This is a genomic window from Desemzia sp. AGC72 (assembly GCF_057334175.1).
In genome coordinates this window covers 33,647-48,878 of the sequence record NZ_JBHFIG010000002.1, presented here as the reverse complement: position 1 = coordinate 48,878, position 15,232 = coordinate 33,647, and the positions used below count along the sequence as shown (strand labels likewise).

The window sequence follows — 15,232 nt, the reverse complement described above, 5'->3', positions numbered from 1 at the left end:
CTTGCTTTTCTACTACTATACTATGGGCATTCTTTATTGACTTCTATATTAGTGTACTAAAAAAAGGAGAGGAACAACAGTCCCCCTCCTTTTTATTTTATATGATTGTGTTTTTTGAAAATTAAATTACATTCCTAAATATGGTGCTGGATTTGTAGGAACTCCATTTTTGTAAACTTCAAAGTGCAAGTGAACTCCTGTTGAAGAACCAGTTGTCCCCATAGTTCCAATTTGTTGACCTTGAGAAACTTTTTGTCCAACACTTACACGTAAACTACCTTGTACCATATGCGCATATAGTGTAGCTAATCCATTTCCATGATCAATCTTCACATACCAACCCCAGCCGCTGTTGTACTGAGCTTTAACCACTGTACCACCTTGAGCTGCAACGATTGGGCCGCCGCCGCCGAAGTCCATACCCGCATGCAATATATTTGCATGTTTGATTGGGTGGAAGCGATATCCGAAGTGAGAAGTTACATACCCGCCTGATGGTCGAATGAATCCTGAACTAGACTGAGAAGAACTTGAGCTACTTGGTGTTGAATTATTAGAACTGCTTGGTGCTGAATTATTAGAACTGCTTGGTGCTGAATTATTAGAACTGCTTGGTGCTGAATTATTAGAACTGCTTGGTGCTGAATTATTAGAACTGCTTGAATTTGTTGCTACCTTTTCTGCTTCAGCTTTCTTAGCTGCTTCTGCAGCTGCTTTTTCTTCTTCCATTGCTTTATGGGCCAATGCCTCAAGTTCTTTACGTTCTTTTTCTTCTTGAGCTCTTCGCTCAGCAATAATACGATCTTGCTCAGCTTTCATTTCCGCACTTAATGTACTTGTTTTAGAAGCAATCACTTCTTGTTCTTTAATGAAAGCATTTTTTTGTTCTTCTGTCATTTCATAATGAGTTGCTATTTCAATGATTTTCTTGTCCAGCTCATCTTTTTGAGCAACAAGTGTATCACGGTTCATCTCGATTTCGCCTTTTAATGTTTCAATAGCTACACGTTCCGCTTCTGCTTCTGCTTCTTTAGCTTCTAAAGTTTTTTGATCTTCGATTTGAGCTAGCACGATTTCTTGGTTAGCATCTACAAGTTCATTGACTACACCAATACGTCCTAATAAATCTGAAAGACTTTCAGCAGAAATGACAATATCGAGTAAATTAGCTGAATTACCGTCAGTTTGAACAGCTCGAGCTTGATTGTCGATTTTTTCTTGTCGTTGAGCAATAAGCACTTTTAATTCTTCAATTTCTTTTTGCAATTGAACAACTTTTTCTTCAGCCGCTTTTAATTTTTTTTCTTGTTCAGCAAGTTCACGAACTACTTTATCGATTTCTTTTTGCAAGCCTACAACGTCTGCTTCTAATGCAGCTCTTTCTTCTTCCAAAGTTTTCAATGTTTCTTCTTTAACATTAATATTGTTTTGAATGTTTTGGTTTTCATTTTCTAATCTTTGTTTTTCTTGACGCATTTCTTCTAATGAATCTGCAGATACTGAAGTGGACATAATTACAGGGCTAACAAATAACGATGCTGCAAGTAAACCGGTAATAAATTTCTTTTTCAATTTGTTTCCTCCATCAATCTTTTCGTTTTTTAGTAAATTTTATAGTTTAGAGTTTAGTAAATCATAGGGTGTTTTTTCGCTAATGAAAATATAGCATATAAAAATGGTTAGAAGATTTTAGTTGTGTAACAAAACCTCGCAAATGTTACGAAACGATTACCGAGAACGCTTTCTGTCTTTTTCCTATTCAAAAAACCCTGATTTGGCGCGGAAAGTTCAAAATTTGTTCATTTTCGCCTTTAACACAGACAGCGCTTTCAAATACAATCGTTTCCTTGATTTAACAAGCTTAAAGATGTTATTTATTAAGAAAAACTTATGATATCGTTTGTTATTTCATAAAAAAATTAACTAAAAGTTAGTCAAAAAGTGTTCAAAAGTTACGGCGTTTATTTTAATCTAATTCTCATTAAAGTGTGATTCATCATAAAGTTATGCAAAAAAAATGGCTACTCATTTGATGAGTAGTCATTTTTTTAATTTTTTATTCTGCAAATAAGAAAAAAATCACCTGTATAATTACAAAACTTATTTTACAGAAAAAATTTTATTCAAACCGAATGACAGGTTTTCTTGCCGCAGTCACTTCATCTAGTCTCTTAACACTTGTGTAGTGAGGCGCTTGAGTAACTATTTCAGGAGTCTGTTCAACTTCTTGGGCAATTTGGATCATCACCTCAGCAAACTCATCTAACGTCTCTTTCGTTTCTGTTTCAGTAGGTTCGATCATCAAACACTCTTCTACGATCAATGGGAAGTAGATCGTTGGAGCATAGTAGCCGAAATCCAATAATCGTTTAGCAATATCTGTTGTGCGGACACCTAATTTTTTCTGTCTGTTCCCAGATAACACAAATTCGTGTTTACATACTTGAGAATAAGGGGAATCATAATAAGGTTTTAACCTATGACGCAAATAATTGGCATGAAGGACCGCGCTTTCGGACACTTTTCTAAGCCCTCTTCCGCCCATAGTCCGGATGTAAGTATATGCTCGAACATTTACTCCAAAGTTTCCAAAATAACCTTTTATTCTTCCGATAGAAAGCGGGTAGTCAGAATTCAACACAAACTCTTCACCGTTTTTCTCAATTTTAGGTACTGGCAGATATGGAGTCAAGAAAGATTTCACACCTACTGGTCCAGATCCCGGACCTCCTCCACCGTGTGGCGTACTAAATGATTTATGCAAATTCAAATGGACAATATCAAATCCCATAGCCCCTGGTGTCGTAATTCCCATAATCGCATTCAAATTGGCGCCATCGTAATATAATAACCCGCCGACTTCATGAACGATCTCCGCCATTTCTAGAATATCTTTCTCAAAAATACCTAATGTGTTTGGGTTCGTCAGCATCAATCCTGCTGTATCCGGGCCTACTTGCTCTTTCAAGGCTTCTAAATCAACTTTTCCATCTTCATTTGAAGGAATCTCTATTACATCAAATCCAGCAATGACTGCACTTGCTGGATTTGTTCCATGCGCTGAGTCGGGAACTAAAATTTTCCGGCGAATATCCAACTCATTATTCGTTTCATGATAGGCTTTGATAATCATTAACCCAGCCCATTCACCATGCGCACCCGCGGCTGGCTGCAAGGAAACTTCATCCATGCCGGAGACAACTTTTAAATCTTCTTGCAATTCGTACATCAATTGAAAAGCACCTTGAAGCGTTTGCATCGGCTGCAGTGGATGGATGTGCGCGAATCCATCATATCGAGCAACATCCTCATTGATTTTTGGATTGTATTTCATTGTACACGATCCTAAGGGATAGAACCCATTGTCCACACCAAAGTTTTTATTGGACAAAGCGGTATAATGTCTCATCAACTGAGGTTCTGATACTTCAGGTAATTTAGCAGGTTCTTCACGCGTGAATGTCTCTGAAAATTTTTCTTTTAATGAAACAGCCGGCACATCACTTTGCGGCAGGCTGCAAGCTCTCCTGCCTGAACGGCTAATTTCAAATAATAAATCTGCGTATTCATTCATAAGTGATTTCCTCCAATGCAGAAACCAAAGTATCTATTTCTTCTTTTGTCCGTTGATCAGTCGCACACAACAGCATCGTATTTTTCATCCCATACTCTGGTTCTAGATCATATCCACCAATGATTCCTTTATCTAAAAGAGCAGCAGATGCTTCTGTAACTGAATGTTTCAGCTCTACTGCAAATTCATTGAAGAAAGGAGACTGATTGATAATCTTAAAGCCTTTGCTTCTCAACTGGTCAGCTAAGTAATCTGTTTTCTCTACATTCAATTGAGCCATTTCTTGAATTCCTTTTTTCCCCAGCGCAGCCATACAAACTGCTGAAGCTAATGCATTCAATGCTTGATTTGAACTCATATTCGATGTAGCTTTTTCCCTTCTGATATGTTGTTCTCTAGTCTGCAAGGTCATAACAAATCCTCGTTTCCCCTCTTTATCAGTCGTCTGTCCGACGATACGGCCAGGAATTTTACGCAGGTGTTTTTTATTCACAGTAAAATAACCGCAGTGAGGACCTCCAGCTGACATAGCCAATCCCAAAGGCTGCATATCCCCAACAACAATGTCTGCTCCGAATTTCCCCGGAGACTCTAGTACTCCCAACGCCAGTGGATTAGCCATCACGATAAATAAAACTTTTTGGCTAGCCGCTATTTCTTTTATACGTTGCAGATCTTCTATCGAACCTAAGAAATTCGGGTATTGAACAATAACCGCAGCAGTATTTTTATCTACAGCAGATTCTAATTGAGAGAGATTTGTTGTATCACCTGCTAAAGCGATTTCTTCTAATTGGAATTCCCTGCCTTTTGAGACCGATTGCAAAACTTCTCGACCTTGCGGGTGTACTCCCTTAGAGACAACAATCTTGGACCGTTTAGTTGACACGACCGACAAATTAGCAGCTTCTCCAAGAGAAGTAAATCCATCATATAATGATGAATTTGCAGCTTCCATTCCAGTCAATTCCGTGATCATGGTTTGGAACTCGAAAATGGCTTGTAGTTCTCCTTGGCTGGCTTCTGGTTGATAAGGAGTATAAGCTGTATAAAATTCAGAACGAGAAATCACATGATCCACCACGCTGGGTATGTAATGATCATACGTTCCTGCTCCAAGAAAAACAGTTGCTTCATGAGAATGGACATTTAATGCTGCTAACTTTCTTAAATGTTTCGTTAAAGCTGATTCAGAAACAGCTTCAGTCAAAATTAAATCTTCTTTAAGACGAATTTCTTGAGGAATGTCTTTGAACAACTCATCGATAGACTGAATTTCCAAAGCTTCCATCATTTCTGCTTGATCTTGTTCAGTGTCTGGGAGATAACGAAATTCATTTATCACATTATTGACCTTCTTCCTCTTTTAGTTCTTTCACATAAGCATCATACGCAGACTGATCCATCAAGTGAGAAATTTGATCTGTATCCGTATATTTGATTTCAGCTAACCATCCTGCTTCATAAGGTGCTTCGTTAACCAATTCGGGACTGTCTTCCAATTCTTCATTGACACTCATAACCGACCCAGAAAGCGGCGCGTAAATTTCAGAAGCTGATTTTACAGATTCTACAGTAGCTATTTCTTCCTCCATAGTGATTGCTGAATTTAATTCTGGTACTTCTACAAAAACGATATCTCCTAATTGTTCTGTTGCGTATTGAGTGATCCCCATACGAGCTGTGTTGTCTTCTAAAAGTAAAACCCACTCATGATTTTTTGTAAAATAAATATTTTTAGTCGTTGTCATGTGATAACTTCCTTTCGTACCTTTTTTATTTTATCAACGTTTATAAAAAGGTGTGGCTATAATGTTTGCTGCTATTTTTTTCTTTCTTACGCCTACATAAATCGTTGTTCCTAATTGACTGTATGGATAATCGACCAGGGCTAGCCCTATACTTTTATTCAATGTAGGAGACTTGGTACCTGAAGTGACATACCCAATTTCTTTTCCATCCTCTGAATAGATAAGATAGTTTTCTCGAGCTATTCCTTTATCTGCTAATTCAAAACCACGTATACATCTTTCAATCCCTTCACTACGTTGTCTTTTCAGTTCTTCTTGTCCAATAAATGCATCAGTTTTTTTTATTTTCACTGCAAATCCAATTCCACCTTCTATTGGAGAGATATCTTCAGACAACTCGTGCCCGTATAAGGAGAGCCCTGCTTCTAAACGCAGTGTGTCACGTGATCCCAATCCGCATGGTTTCAATCCTTCTTCTGCTCCAACAGACAATAATTTTTTCCATAACTCTTCCACTTTATCAAAAGCTGTATATAATTCGAATCCGTCTTCCCCTGTATAACCAGTTCTGGAGATCAGCACATTTTCGACATCCGCTACAATTGCATGCGCTTTAAAATGATAAGGGTTGATATTGTCCAAATTCTCAGAAGTCAATTTGCGTAAAATTGCAGCTGCTTTTGGTCCTTGCAAAGCCAGCAGTCCCATTTCAGCAGAATCATTCTTGATCGCAACTTCCTCCTCTAGCAAGTGCTGATTCATCCAGTCAAACACTTTATCTGTATTGGCAGCATTCGGAGTGACCAAGTAACTCTCTTGAGACAACTTGAATATGATTAAATCATCCAACGTACCGCCGTTTTTGTTACACATAGCGTTGTACTGAGCTTGATTTTCTTTTATAGCAGCTATATTATTCGTCATCAAGCGGTTCAAGTAGCTTGTCGCTTCTGTTCCTTCAACCCAAATTTCACCCATATGTGATACATCAAATAATCCTGCATGAGTTCGCACAGCCGTATGCTCTTCTAATATTCCGGTAAACTGGATCGGAAGCGCCCATCCTCCAAAATCAACTAATTTCACTTGATTTTCTCTATAGTGTTCATACAATGGCGTTTTCTTTAGATCAGCTATTTCAGACATCATACTCCTCCTATTCTTATTCACATTTTTCTTTTCTTATCCTCATTATAAAATAATCATTTGCTAAAGTCCTTCGTTATTGAAAAATAAATCAGAAAGAACATCGAATTTATTTTTTATGGGAAATGTTAGTTCATAACTTCTTAAAACTAGATCCTCTACACCATCTTTTTATTCTCAAAAAAAACCAGTTAAGAGAATTCCCTTAACTGGTTTTACATCATCAAATAGCTGTGACCATTCCACCATCTACTAAAAGAGACTGTCCTGTGACATAAGTATTGGCACCGGAAACTAAAAATACAGCTGCTTTAGCAAACTCTTCCGGTTCTCCATAGCGACCTGCCGGAATCGATTTTTCTGATTGAGTTGTAACTTCCTCTAATGAAAGGTTTTGATCGTCAGCTTTTGCTTGGTCCAATTCTTGAATTCTGTCTGTAGCGATTCTTCCTGGGCCAATCGTGTTCACTAATATTTTATCTGATGCTAATTCAATAGCCAACGATTTACTTAAGCCATTGATGCCGTTACGAAATGTATTGGATAAAATCAAATTTGGCAATACTGCTTTGATAGAAGAAGAGGCAATGTTCAAGATTTTTCCTCCTTCTTCTTTCAGATCAGGCAGCACCTCTCTAATCAAACGGATATAACTAAACAAATTCAACTGAAATGCTTTTTCCCAATCTTCATCGTCAAAATCCAGAAAATTTCCAGAAGGAGGTCCACCAGCATTATTGACTAAAATATCGATTTTGCCCAATTTTTTCCTAGTCTCTTTCACTAATGCTTTGATATCATCAGCTTTTGTAATATCTGCTGGAAAATATGCTACTTTTCCTTCTGTTTCATTTTCAATTTCTTTTGCTGCTTTTTGCAAACTTTCCTCACAACGACTCGTCAGCATGACTCTGGCACCTTCTTTTGCCAATTCTTTCGCCACAGCTTTCCCCAATCCCTTACTGGAAGCCACTACTAACACAACTTTATTTTCCAACCCTAAATCCATTGTTCTCATCCTCCAATACATATTGAAAAGCATTTGCATAGATTATAGCATTAATCCACTAAAAGAAAATAAAACTGGCTCTTAATCCCTCTGCATAATTTGTGACAAATTTATTTAAATAGCTCCCTCATATCTTTACGAATTGGCCGTTTCAGTGTATTATTTAAACAAAAAATTAAAGAATAGAGGAGTTTTTGCAAATGAACCTTAACCTTTCAGATGAAGAAACTCGTGATATCGAAGAATTTGTGAATAAGTTAACAATAACTAAAGAAGAGTATTTTTTAAATCTTCATAAGAGAAATCAACTTACTAAAGAAGTTTTACAAGACAATTTCCACTTGAGATTGTTTATTGAGGACTATTATCATATGATAGACAATCTATATGCATATAACTCTGTACTAAAAAAGATATTCGAACAAAATAGTGATACTAAAGTTATAGACGCCATTCTATCTTTTTTAGACACGGCTATGAGAGACCCTATGTTGCTGCCGCAGATCTATAGTATTTACAAAAAACAAAACGAAAAAAGATAAACTTCTTTTAAGATCTAATCGATAAAAAACCTCTAATTCATAACGAATTAGAGGTTTTTTGAAAAATTCAACTTAAATTCTACAGGAGATTATTTAACCAATTCATAGATAGCTTCAGCATAGATAGCCATAGCATCCATCAAGTTTTGGATAGACATGAATTCATTTGCTTGGTGCATTGTATCAATACTATCTGGAAACATTGCTCCATAGGCTACTCCACGTTTTAACAAACGTCCGTAAGTTCCTCCGCCTATAGATTGCTCATGCGCTTCTAATCCAGTATGTTTAGAGTATACATCTAACAATGTTTTTACCAAAGGATCATCCGCCGGCACATAGTGAGGCTCTTTTACTCCGCCTCGGCTGATCGTTACACCAAACTCGGATAATTTGTTTTCTAATTGGATTTCTATAGATTCTACATTCATTCCACGTGGATAACGGAAATTTAATGCAATGACTCCGCCAGTTTCTGGAGTAAAAGTGAATACCCCTGCATTCATAGTCAAGTCTCCCATTATTTCATCGGTGAAATTCAAGCCCAAACCTTCTGCCCTTGAGTCTTCATGAATATATTCTGAAATCAATTGAAGGTAGTTTTGTGCGTCTCCGCCAAAGCTGAAATTGCTTAAGAATGTCGCCAAGTAAGTTCCGCCGTTCACTCCTCCGCGAGGTTCCATTCCATGAGCCGATTTCCCGACCACTTCAATCGTTACTTTTTTGCCTTCAACTTGAACCGTTCCAGTAATTGGTGCAGCTTCTACATAATCATAGAAAGCTTTTTCGATGATTTCTGCTTCTTCACTATTGAATACAGCGACTGCGTCACGAGGAACCATATTTTCACGCAATCCGGCATCAAAACTGATCAATTCATTTTTCCCGCCTGCTGTCGTTCCTTTTGTATTCACGTATAAAGAGACATTTCCTTTTTCTCCATTGATGATCGGGAAGTTCGCATCTGGCGAGAAACCAAAATCGGGTGTTTCTTCAACAGCCAGATAATGATCCATACATTGCCAACCGCTTTCTTCATCTGTTCCAATAATGAAACGAATTCTTTTAGAAATCGGCAAATTCATTTCTTTGATCATTTTGATAGCGTAATAAGCTGCCATTCCAGGACCTTTATCATCACTTGAACCGCGAGCGTATATAAGACCATCTTTGATCACTGGATCAAATGGATCGGTTTCCCAGCCGTTACCAGGAGGAACTACATCCACATGGGCCAAGACACCCATAGTCTCGTCGCCTTCTCCGTATTCAATATGCCCAGCTATGTTTCCAGTGTTTTTCGTAATAAAGCCGTCTTTTTCACCCAGCGCTAGAAAAGCTTCCAACGCTTTTTTAGGACCTGGGCCAACAGGAGCCTCTGTTGATGCTTTACTGTCATCACGCACACTGTCTATTTTTAGTAAATCGACTAAATCTTTTAAGAAGTCATCTTTACGAGCTTCCGCTTCTTTTTTCCAATCAATTGCCATATCACATTCTCCTCTCATCAATAACAATTCTATTCTATCACTTTTGACGTGACTTACCAATCTAGAGATAAAATTTTCATGTGAAATAGCCAAAACTTTAGCGAAGCTTCTCCTGTAAGCTCTTAGAATGCTGCAGAGGTTGCGGTGTAAAACGAACAGTATTTTTATATCTGATGGGTCACCTTAGATTAATCAGTTCAAAACTTTTATAATAAAAGAGATGAATAGAAAGGAGTTAAAAAAATGAAATCTATTACAGAAGATTTAGTACGAGAAACTATTACCAAAAGAAAAGAAGACAGCTACAAAGGAACTTATGGAAGAGTACTGGTCGTCGGCGGAGATGAAAATATGGGAGGTGCTGCAATCTTAACAGCTAGTGCAGCTGTTTATAGCGGTGCAGGTCTAGTCACTGTAGCCACTGCTAAAAGCAATCATGCTGCTCTCCATTCAAGACTCCCAGAAGCTATGGTGATAGACAGTGCTGATACAGAAAAAGTCGCGGAGCAAGTGAAAAAAACAGATGTCATTGCCATTGGGCCCGGTCTAGGCCTATCAGAAAAAGCCTTAACGATTTTATCTACCCTATTTTCTGCTGTAACAGAACAACATAAGGTCATTATTGATGGCAGTGCTATCAGCTTAATGGCAAAGTATGATTTGCCTTATCCCAAAACTCAAACAATCTATACTCCGCATTTGGGAGAATGGGAAAAACTGTCCGGTCTAGCACTCTCAAAGCAAAAAGTTGATGCTAATGTACGTCAGCGGGAGAAAATAGGCGGGATAATTGTATTAAAATCAAATCGCACAGAAGTTTATTTGAAGGATTCCGTCTGGAAAAACACCACAGGGAATCCCGCAATGGCAACCGGAGGAATGGGAGATACTTTGGCAGGTATGATAGCGGGATTTGCTGCTCAATTTGAAGACAAAGAAAAAGCTGTTTTATCAGCTGTCTTTCTGCATAGCAAAATCGGTGACAAACTAGCCGAAAAGCAATATGTTGTTTTGCCAACACACATTATCGAACATATTCCTTCTACTATGAAAGAGCACTCTCTTTTATAAACAAAAAAAATCCTATAACCCTCTATGCAAGAGGGTTATAGGATTTTTTTTAATTCCCGTTCTGCCAAATCTAACACAACGAGCCGATTCCTGCCGCGTTCTTTTGCTTGGTATAAAGCACGATCAGCTAATCGATACAAATTTTTCATATCTTTGACTTTATAAGAAGTGGCCATTCCTATAGAAACTGTTACATGAATAGTTTGGTGATTTTCAAGTGAAAAAGGTTTAGTCTCTATTGTTTGCCGTATTTTCTCTGCTAGTGTCATTTGTTCGGAGAAACTTTTATTTTTCAGTACGATACAAAATTCTTCTCCTCCGACTCGGTAGATCTGTTCGTGTTCAATATCTCCCACGTGTAATAATGTTGCAACTTGTCGTAAAACCAAATCTCCATTCAAATGTCCATATTGATCGTTGATGCATTTAAAATGATCAATATCCAGCATCAAAAAAGCTGTATGGGTCACAGTTGAATCATTCTCGATTTCTGCCCAGTAATAACTAAATTCTCTTTTATTATACAATCCAGTTAAATAATCGCTCTTGGCACGTTCTATTTCGTCTAAGTAACGACGGACATCTGCCCGCATATCTTCTATAAACATCATATTCAACATCAAACAAGTACTGGTAAATAAAAAGTTGAACACCGCAACAACAATTGTTTGTTTCCAATCATAATAAATGAAGTATAGAACGATTGCATGTCCGATCACATAACAAGTATTTAATATCAAACCTGTTGCATAACTATTAAAACGTTCAAAGATTCTTTTATTTAATATAAGCATAACGACACTTAAAACAATGTAAAAAAGGAGTGTATAGACAGCTGCTGTGGATATACCCCAAGTGAATCTTAAAATACCAGTTAAGATGGAAGCTGGTACAAAAACATCAGGCCCAATGTAATACAACAACAAAATCATAACATTATAGCGCATATCGATTTTTACATGTTGTGGCAGATCAACTGAAAAAGACATCAGGATAAAAGACGTCATGCTGGCAAGAAGAATAAACACTATTTTTTGCCGACTAGTCAAACTATACTTTTTCTTTTTAGGAATTATTTTAATATAAATATATGAAACTAATGTCAGTATGGCAATATTTGCAATGACATTTAATAAATCACTTAACAGCATAACAATTTCCTTTTGACCCTTTCTTTTAATCCTCTACAACCACGATCGACTTTAGCTACTCTGTAAAACTCTTTCGGCAGCGGGTTTCCCAAAATAGTAGCCTTGCTGTAGCAGCATTCCTTTTTCTACTAATTTTTTGCTCGTTTCGTGATCTTCGATGCCTTCTATTACAATGTCTAAATGATTTTCTTTGGCAAATTGGTGCCAAGCTTTCAGGAAGTAATCAATCATTTCCAATGAAGCATCGTATTTCAAGCATTTTACAATCGAGAATTTTATTTGACTCAAGTAAGGTACGTATTCTAAAGCACGCTCAAAAGAGTTTTGCCCTGTACCAACATCATCCAATGAAATTTTATAACCTTGTTCTTTAATAAAAATTAAAGCAGCAATAAGGCTATCTTCAATACATTTTCCGCTTATTTCTTTGGTTATATTTAAAAGAATAGGATCTTCTGTTATCTCCACTATCAATTGATCGGAAAACTTGTTCATTTCACTGAAAAATTGTTTCGTTTCAGGATATAACAATTGTATTGGAGAAAAGTTTACAGATAAAGAACATGAAGGATACTCGAGAAGCACTCTTGTTAATTCCTGTTTTAACCATCCCAAAAAATTAGAATGTTTTTCTCTATCGTGATAAATTCTTTCCATTTTTGCTGCGGGATAGTAAGGCGGATAATCTTTATTACGCAATAAAATTTCGTAACCAACGATTTCATTTGCATTGACGTCGATTTTAGGCTGGTAGTAAAGTTGCAAAGATACTGATGACATATTTAATCTCCCTTCTTACTTCTTTAATCGGTACATGTCTCACAGAAATAATCTTATTTGACTTTTTATTTTCTCTACCCTTTCTTGCGTGAATATAAGCAGAAGCTTATGTCGACTAAATTCATGAATTATCAGTAAACGGGGATTAATTTAATGAACTTTATTTCTAAAAAATATTGACGTTAAAGAAATTATAACATAAACACAACTGAGACCGTTCTCGGATATATTTTCTTCTTGTAGACGGATTTATTCCACAAAAATTTTCGGTTAATATTTTTTTGTCCTTCTATTTTTTAACACATGCTCCCTTTAAAAGCCACTTCTTTTCACCATTTGAAACTCAATTTCTTTATTTAATTGACAGCTTCGTTCACAAAGCAATTAGTCTATAAAAGAAATTTATCGTTACTCTTTATTATTTCCTTTTTTCAAATTAAAATTTTTGAAGTATAAAATAAATAGTGCTATTCTTGCGTTGTCGGAGAAAAGTTTTATTTTGTTCACATTTCACTTTGTTGTTCAATTGTGTTAGTTTTCCTATAGACATTGGCGAATTTTTAATACCCTAATTTTTAATACCATAAAAGGAGTGGTTCATTATCAAACATGTAAAAGCTCTAGCTATAAAAGCCTTGATGATATGGGCAATTTTATGGATAGTATTAACAGGACTATACGATGTTTCTTTTTTAGATTCTACTATCGTCGGTGTGATTATAGTGGCACTGATCTATGTATTAGGTGATTTAGTTATTTTAAGAAAAATAGGCAATGTAGCGGCTACAATTGCAGACTCTGGAGCAGCCGCTGTTGTTCTATGGATCTATCTGACAAGTATGGACTACACAAACGATCTTTGGATGAAAGTTCTCATTCCTGCTCTATTAATTGGTGTGGCAGAGTGGTTCTTCCATAAATGGTTGTTAAATAATGATGTAGTTCCTGATGAAAGAAAAATGAAATAAACATTCTTAGCACTATTTGACAACAACCGTGAATGTGAAAAATGAAAACTTTTTTGACTTTAAACATCCCAATACTAAAGAATAGAAAGGAAGATATCTTTTATGTTTACACACACTAAAAAACTACAATATCATGCAAAACCGAGTAAACCAGATCCATTGATGGCTAAACAATTACAAGAGATTCTTGGTGGTCAGTACGGTGAAATGTCTGTCATGAACCAATACTTGTTTCAAGGCTGGAACACTCGCGGTAATGAAAAGTTCAAAGATATGTTATTAGACACTGGTACTGAGGAAATCGGCCATATTGAAATGATTGCTACTATGATTGCTCATTTATTAGATGATGCTCCAGTAGATGTTCAAGAGAATGCTTATAAGAGCGATCCTGCTTTAGCAGCTATCATGGGTGGTATGAATCCGCAACATGCTATTGTCAGTGGTTTAGGCGCAACGCCTAGAGATTCTGTAGGAGTTCCATGGAACTCTGGCTACATTATTTCTAGTGGTAACTTACTAGCAGATCTTCGTGCGAATATCAACGCTGAATCACAAGGTCGTCTGCAAGTAGCACGTCTGTATCACATGACTGATGATCCGGGTGTTCGCGACATGCTTGGTTTCTTGCTTGCCAGAGATACAATGCATCAATTGCAGTGGATCGAAGCAGCAAAAGAAATCGAAGATAGAGAAGGTATTGTCGTTCCTTATGATGTTCCTGCTGATTGGGAAGTTAAAGAAGTCAATAACATTCTATACAACTTCTCTGAAGGAGAAGAAAGCAAATCAATGGTTGACGGTAAAAAAGCAGCGGACGGTCGTGAATTCCGTTATGAAAGCACACCAGTTGCTTTTGCAGATAAACCAATCTTAAAACCTGCACCACCAAGCTTGCACAACTCAAAACCAATGGATAAAATGTAGTTTAAACACACAAAAGCCTGAGCATAATGTGCTCAGGCTTTTGTTCGTTCCATATTTCATCTATTCTTTAACTGTTCAATTTCCTCGAGTGTTAACGGTCTATACTGACCCAATGGCAGCTCTTCGTCTAAGATTAACGGACCCATTGATAGACGTTTTAAATACACGACTTCTTTTCCCACAGCTTCAAACATACGCTTGACTTGATGGAATTTCCCTTCTTGGATCGTGACTCTGATCCAGGACGTCCCTTCAAACTCATTGGTTTCTACGATTTCTAAAACAGCAGGTTTACAGATATACCCATCATCTAATGTGATTCCTTTTTCAAAAGCAGCTGCATCTTCTTTTGTCACGATTCCATTGATTTCTGCTTCATAAACTTTATTGACATGTTTTTTCGGTGACAGCAATTCATGGGTTAAGGCTCCATCATTGGTCAATAACAGCAATCCTTCTGTGTCGATATCTAACCGTCCGACTGGAAAAGGCTCTTGAAGCTGATCTTGGGGCTCCAATAGATCAATAACCGTTTCGTGCAGATTATCCGTAGTCGCGCTGATCACACCTTGGGGTTTATGAAGCATAAAATAAACAAATTCCTGATAGCTGACTTCTTCACCGAACACTTCTATAAGGTCTTTTTCTAAGTGAACTTGAAACTTGCCGTCTTTTTGTACTTCATCGTTGACTGTAACACCTTTTTTCTTCAATAAGTTCTTTACTTCTTTTCTCGTTCCAAATCCACTGTGGGATAACAATTTATCTAGTCTCATTACAGATTTCCTTTCTTACTCATTCTGTTAATTCTCTATACCTATTA

The 15,232-nt window shown here is 37.0% G+C and carries 14 protein-coding genes; 4 read left to right on the top strand and 10 right to left on the bottom strand.

Annotation, left to right across the window (positions count from 1 at the left end; genetic code table 11):
• Positions 1-126: 126 nt before the first annotated feature.
• From ACE025_RS01740 to ACE025_RS01715, 6 genes are all read right to left on the bottom strand, one after another.
• A complete protein-coding gene (locus ACE025_RS01740) occupies positions 127-1,572 on the bottom strand; it encodes a peptidoglycan DD-metalloendopeptidase family protein (RefSeq protein ID WP_485936853.1) in 1,446 nt (481 codons plus the stop codon).
• 547 nt (positions 1,573-2,119) lie between these two features.
• Positions 2,120-3,574, bottom strand: a complete 1,455-nt coding sequence (gene gcvPB, locus ACE025_RS01735) for an aminomethyl-transferring glycine dehydrogenase subunit GcvPB (RefSeq protein WP_485936851.1) — start codon at positions 3,572-3,574, stop codon at positions 2,120-2,122.
• Positions 3,567-4,919 (bottom strand): aminomethyl-transferring glycine dehydrogenase subunit GcvPA, encoded by a 1,353-nt coding sequence (gcvPA, locus tag ACE025_RS01730; protein WP_485936849.1) that lies wholly within the window; start codon positions 4,917-4,919, stop codon positions 3,567-3,569. The genes gcvPB and gcvPA overlap by 8 nt, the downstream gene beginning before the upstream one ends.
• Position 4,920: 1 nt before the next feature.
• The gene (gcvH, locus tag ACE025_RS01725) at positions 4,921-5,325 is read right to left on the bottom strand and encodes a glycine cleavage system protein GcvH (RefSeq protein ID WP_485936847.1); all 405 of its coding nucleotides are present in this window, start codon (positions 5,323-5,325) and stop codon (positions 4,921-4,923) included.
• Between the two features lie 33 nt (positions 5,326-5,358).
• Positions 5,359-6,471, bottom strand: coding sequence for a glycine cleavage system aminomethyltransferase GcvT (gene gcvT, locus ACE025_RS01720; RefSeq protein ID WP_485936845.1), 1,113 nt, complete (start codon positions 6,469-6,471; stop codon positions 5,359-5,361).
• A 223-nt stretch (positions 6,472-6,694) separates the two neighbouring features.
• On the bottom strand, positions 6,695-7,480 hold the full coding sequence (locus tag ACE025_RS01715; protein WP_485936843.1) for an SDR family oxidoreductase: 786 nt from the start codon (positions 7,478-7,480) through the stop codon (positions 6,695-6,697).
• Positions 7,481-7,680: 200 nt separating this feature from the next.
• Between ACE025_RS01715 and ACE025_RS01710 the strand changes: the two genes are divergently transcribed.
• Entirely contained in the window at positions 7,681-8,022 is a 342-nt protein-coding gene (locus tag ACE025_RS01710) for a hypothetical protein (RefSeq protein ID WP_485936841.1), read from the top strand.
• Positions 8,023-8,111: 89 nt separating this feature from the next.
• Here ACE025_RS01710 and pepV read toward each other — a convergent pair whose 3' ends face one another.
• Positions 8,112-9,512, bottom strand: coding sequence for a dipeptidase PepV (gene pepV, locus ACE025_RS01705; RefSeq protein WP_485936839.1), 1,401 nt, complete (start codon positions 9,510-9,512; stop codon positions 8,112-8,114).
• A 243-nt stretch (positions 9,513-9,755) separates the two neighbouring features.
• Here pepV and ACE025_RS01700 point away from each other — a divergent pair, with 243 nt between their 5' ends.
• Positions 9,756-10,583, top strand: a complete 828-nt coding sequence (locus ACE025_RS01700; RefSeq protein ID WP_485936837.1) for an NAD(P)H-hydrate dehydratase — start codon at positions 9,756-9,758, stop codon at positions 10,581-10,583.
• Between the two features lie 35 nt (positions 10,584-10,618).
• On the opposite strand, the gene ACE025_RS01695 is transcribed toward ACE025_RS01700, so the two are convergent.
• Both ACE025_RS01695 and ACE025_RS01690 read right to left on the bottom strand, forming a co-directional pair.
• On the bottom strand, positions 10,619-11,734 hold the full coding sequence (locus tag ACE025_RS01695; RefSeq protein WP_485936835.1) for a GGDEF domain-containing protein: 1,116 nt from the start codon (positions 11,732-11,734) through the stop codon (positions 10,619-10,621).
• A gap of 51 nt (positions 11,735-11,785) precedes the next feature.
• Entirely contained in the window at positions 11,786-12,514 is a 729-nt protein-coding gene (locus ACE025_RS01690; RefSeq protein WP_485936833.1) for an EAL domain-containing protein, read from the bottom strand.
• 602 nt (positions 12,515-13,116) lie between these two features.
• On the opposite strand from ACE025_RS01690, the gene ACE025_RS01685 reads away from it, so the two are divergent.
• Together ACE025_RS01685 and ACE025_RS01680 are read left to right on the top strand one after the other, a co-directional pair.
• Complete coding sequence (locus ACE025_RS01685) at positions 13,117-13,482, top strand: DUF2512 family protein (RefSeq protein ID WP_485937187.1); 366 nt, start codon at positions 13,117-13,119, stop codon at positions 13,480-13,482.
• Positions 13,483-13,584: 102 nt separating this feature from the next.
• A complete protein-coding gene (locus ACE025_RS01680; protein WP_485936831.1) occupies positions 13,585-14,409 on the top strand; it encodes a manganese catalase in 825 nt (274 codons plus the stop codon).
• A gap of 56 nt (positions 14,410-14,465) precedes the next feature.
• On the opposite strand, the gene ACE025_RS01675 is transcribed toward ACE025_RS01680, so the two are convergent.
• Positions 14,466-15,185 (bottom strand): pseudouridine synthase, encoded by a 720-nt coding sequence (locus ACE025_RS01675; protein ID WP_485936828.1) that lies wholly within the window; start codon positions 15,183-15,185, stop codon positions 14,466-14,468.
• Positions 15,186-15,232 lie beyond the last annotated feature (47 nt).

Coding starts and splice junctions, on each gene's coding strand:
- gcvH (WP_485936847.1), bottom strand. CDS start 5,325: ATGACAACGACTAAAAATATTTATTTTACAAAAAATCATGAGTGGGTT.
- ACE025_RS01680 (WP_485936831.1), top strand. CDS start 13,585: ATGTTTACACACACTAAAAAACTACAATATCATGCAAAACCGAGTAAA.
- ACE025_RS01715 (WP_485936843.1), bottom strand. CDS start 7,480: ATGGATTTAGGGTTGGAAAATAAAGTTGTGTTAGTAGTGGCTTCCAGT.
- gcvPB (WP_485936851.1), bottom strand. CDS start 3,574: ATGAATGAATACGCAGATTTATTATTTGAAATTAGCCGTTCAGGCAGG.
- gcvT (WP_485936845.1), bottom strand. CDS start 6,471: ATGTCTGAAATAGCTGATCTAAAGAAAACGCCATTGTATGAACACTAT.
- pepV (WP_485936839.1), bottom strand. CDS start 9,512: ATGGCAATTGATTGGAAAAAAGAAGCGGAAGCTCGTAAAGATGACTTC.
- ACE025_RS01710 (WP_485936841.1), top strand. CDS start 7,681: ATGAACCTTAACCTTTCAGATGAAGAAACTCGTGATATCGAAGAATTT.
- ACE025_RS01700 (WP_485936837.1), top strand. CDS start 9,756: ATGAAATCTATTACAGAAGATTTAGTACGAGAAACTATTACCAAAAGA.
- ACE025_RS01690 (WP_485936833.1), bottom strand. CDS start 12,514: ATGTCATCAGTATCTTTGCAACTTTACTACCAGCCTAAAATCGACGTC.
- ACE025_RS01675 (WP_485936828.1), bottom strand. CDS start 15,185: ATGAGACTAGATAAATTGTTATCCCACAGTGGATTTGGAACGAGAAAA.
- ACE025_RS01695 (WP_485936835.1), bottom strand. CDS start 11,734: ATGCTGTTAAGTGATTTATTAAATGTCATTGCAAATATTGCCATACTG.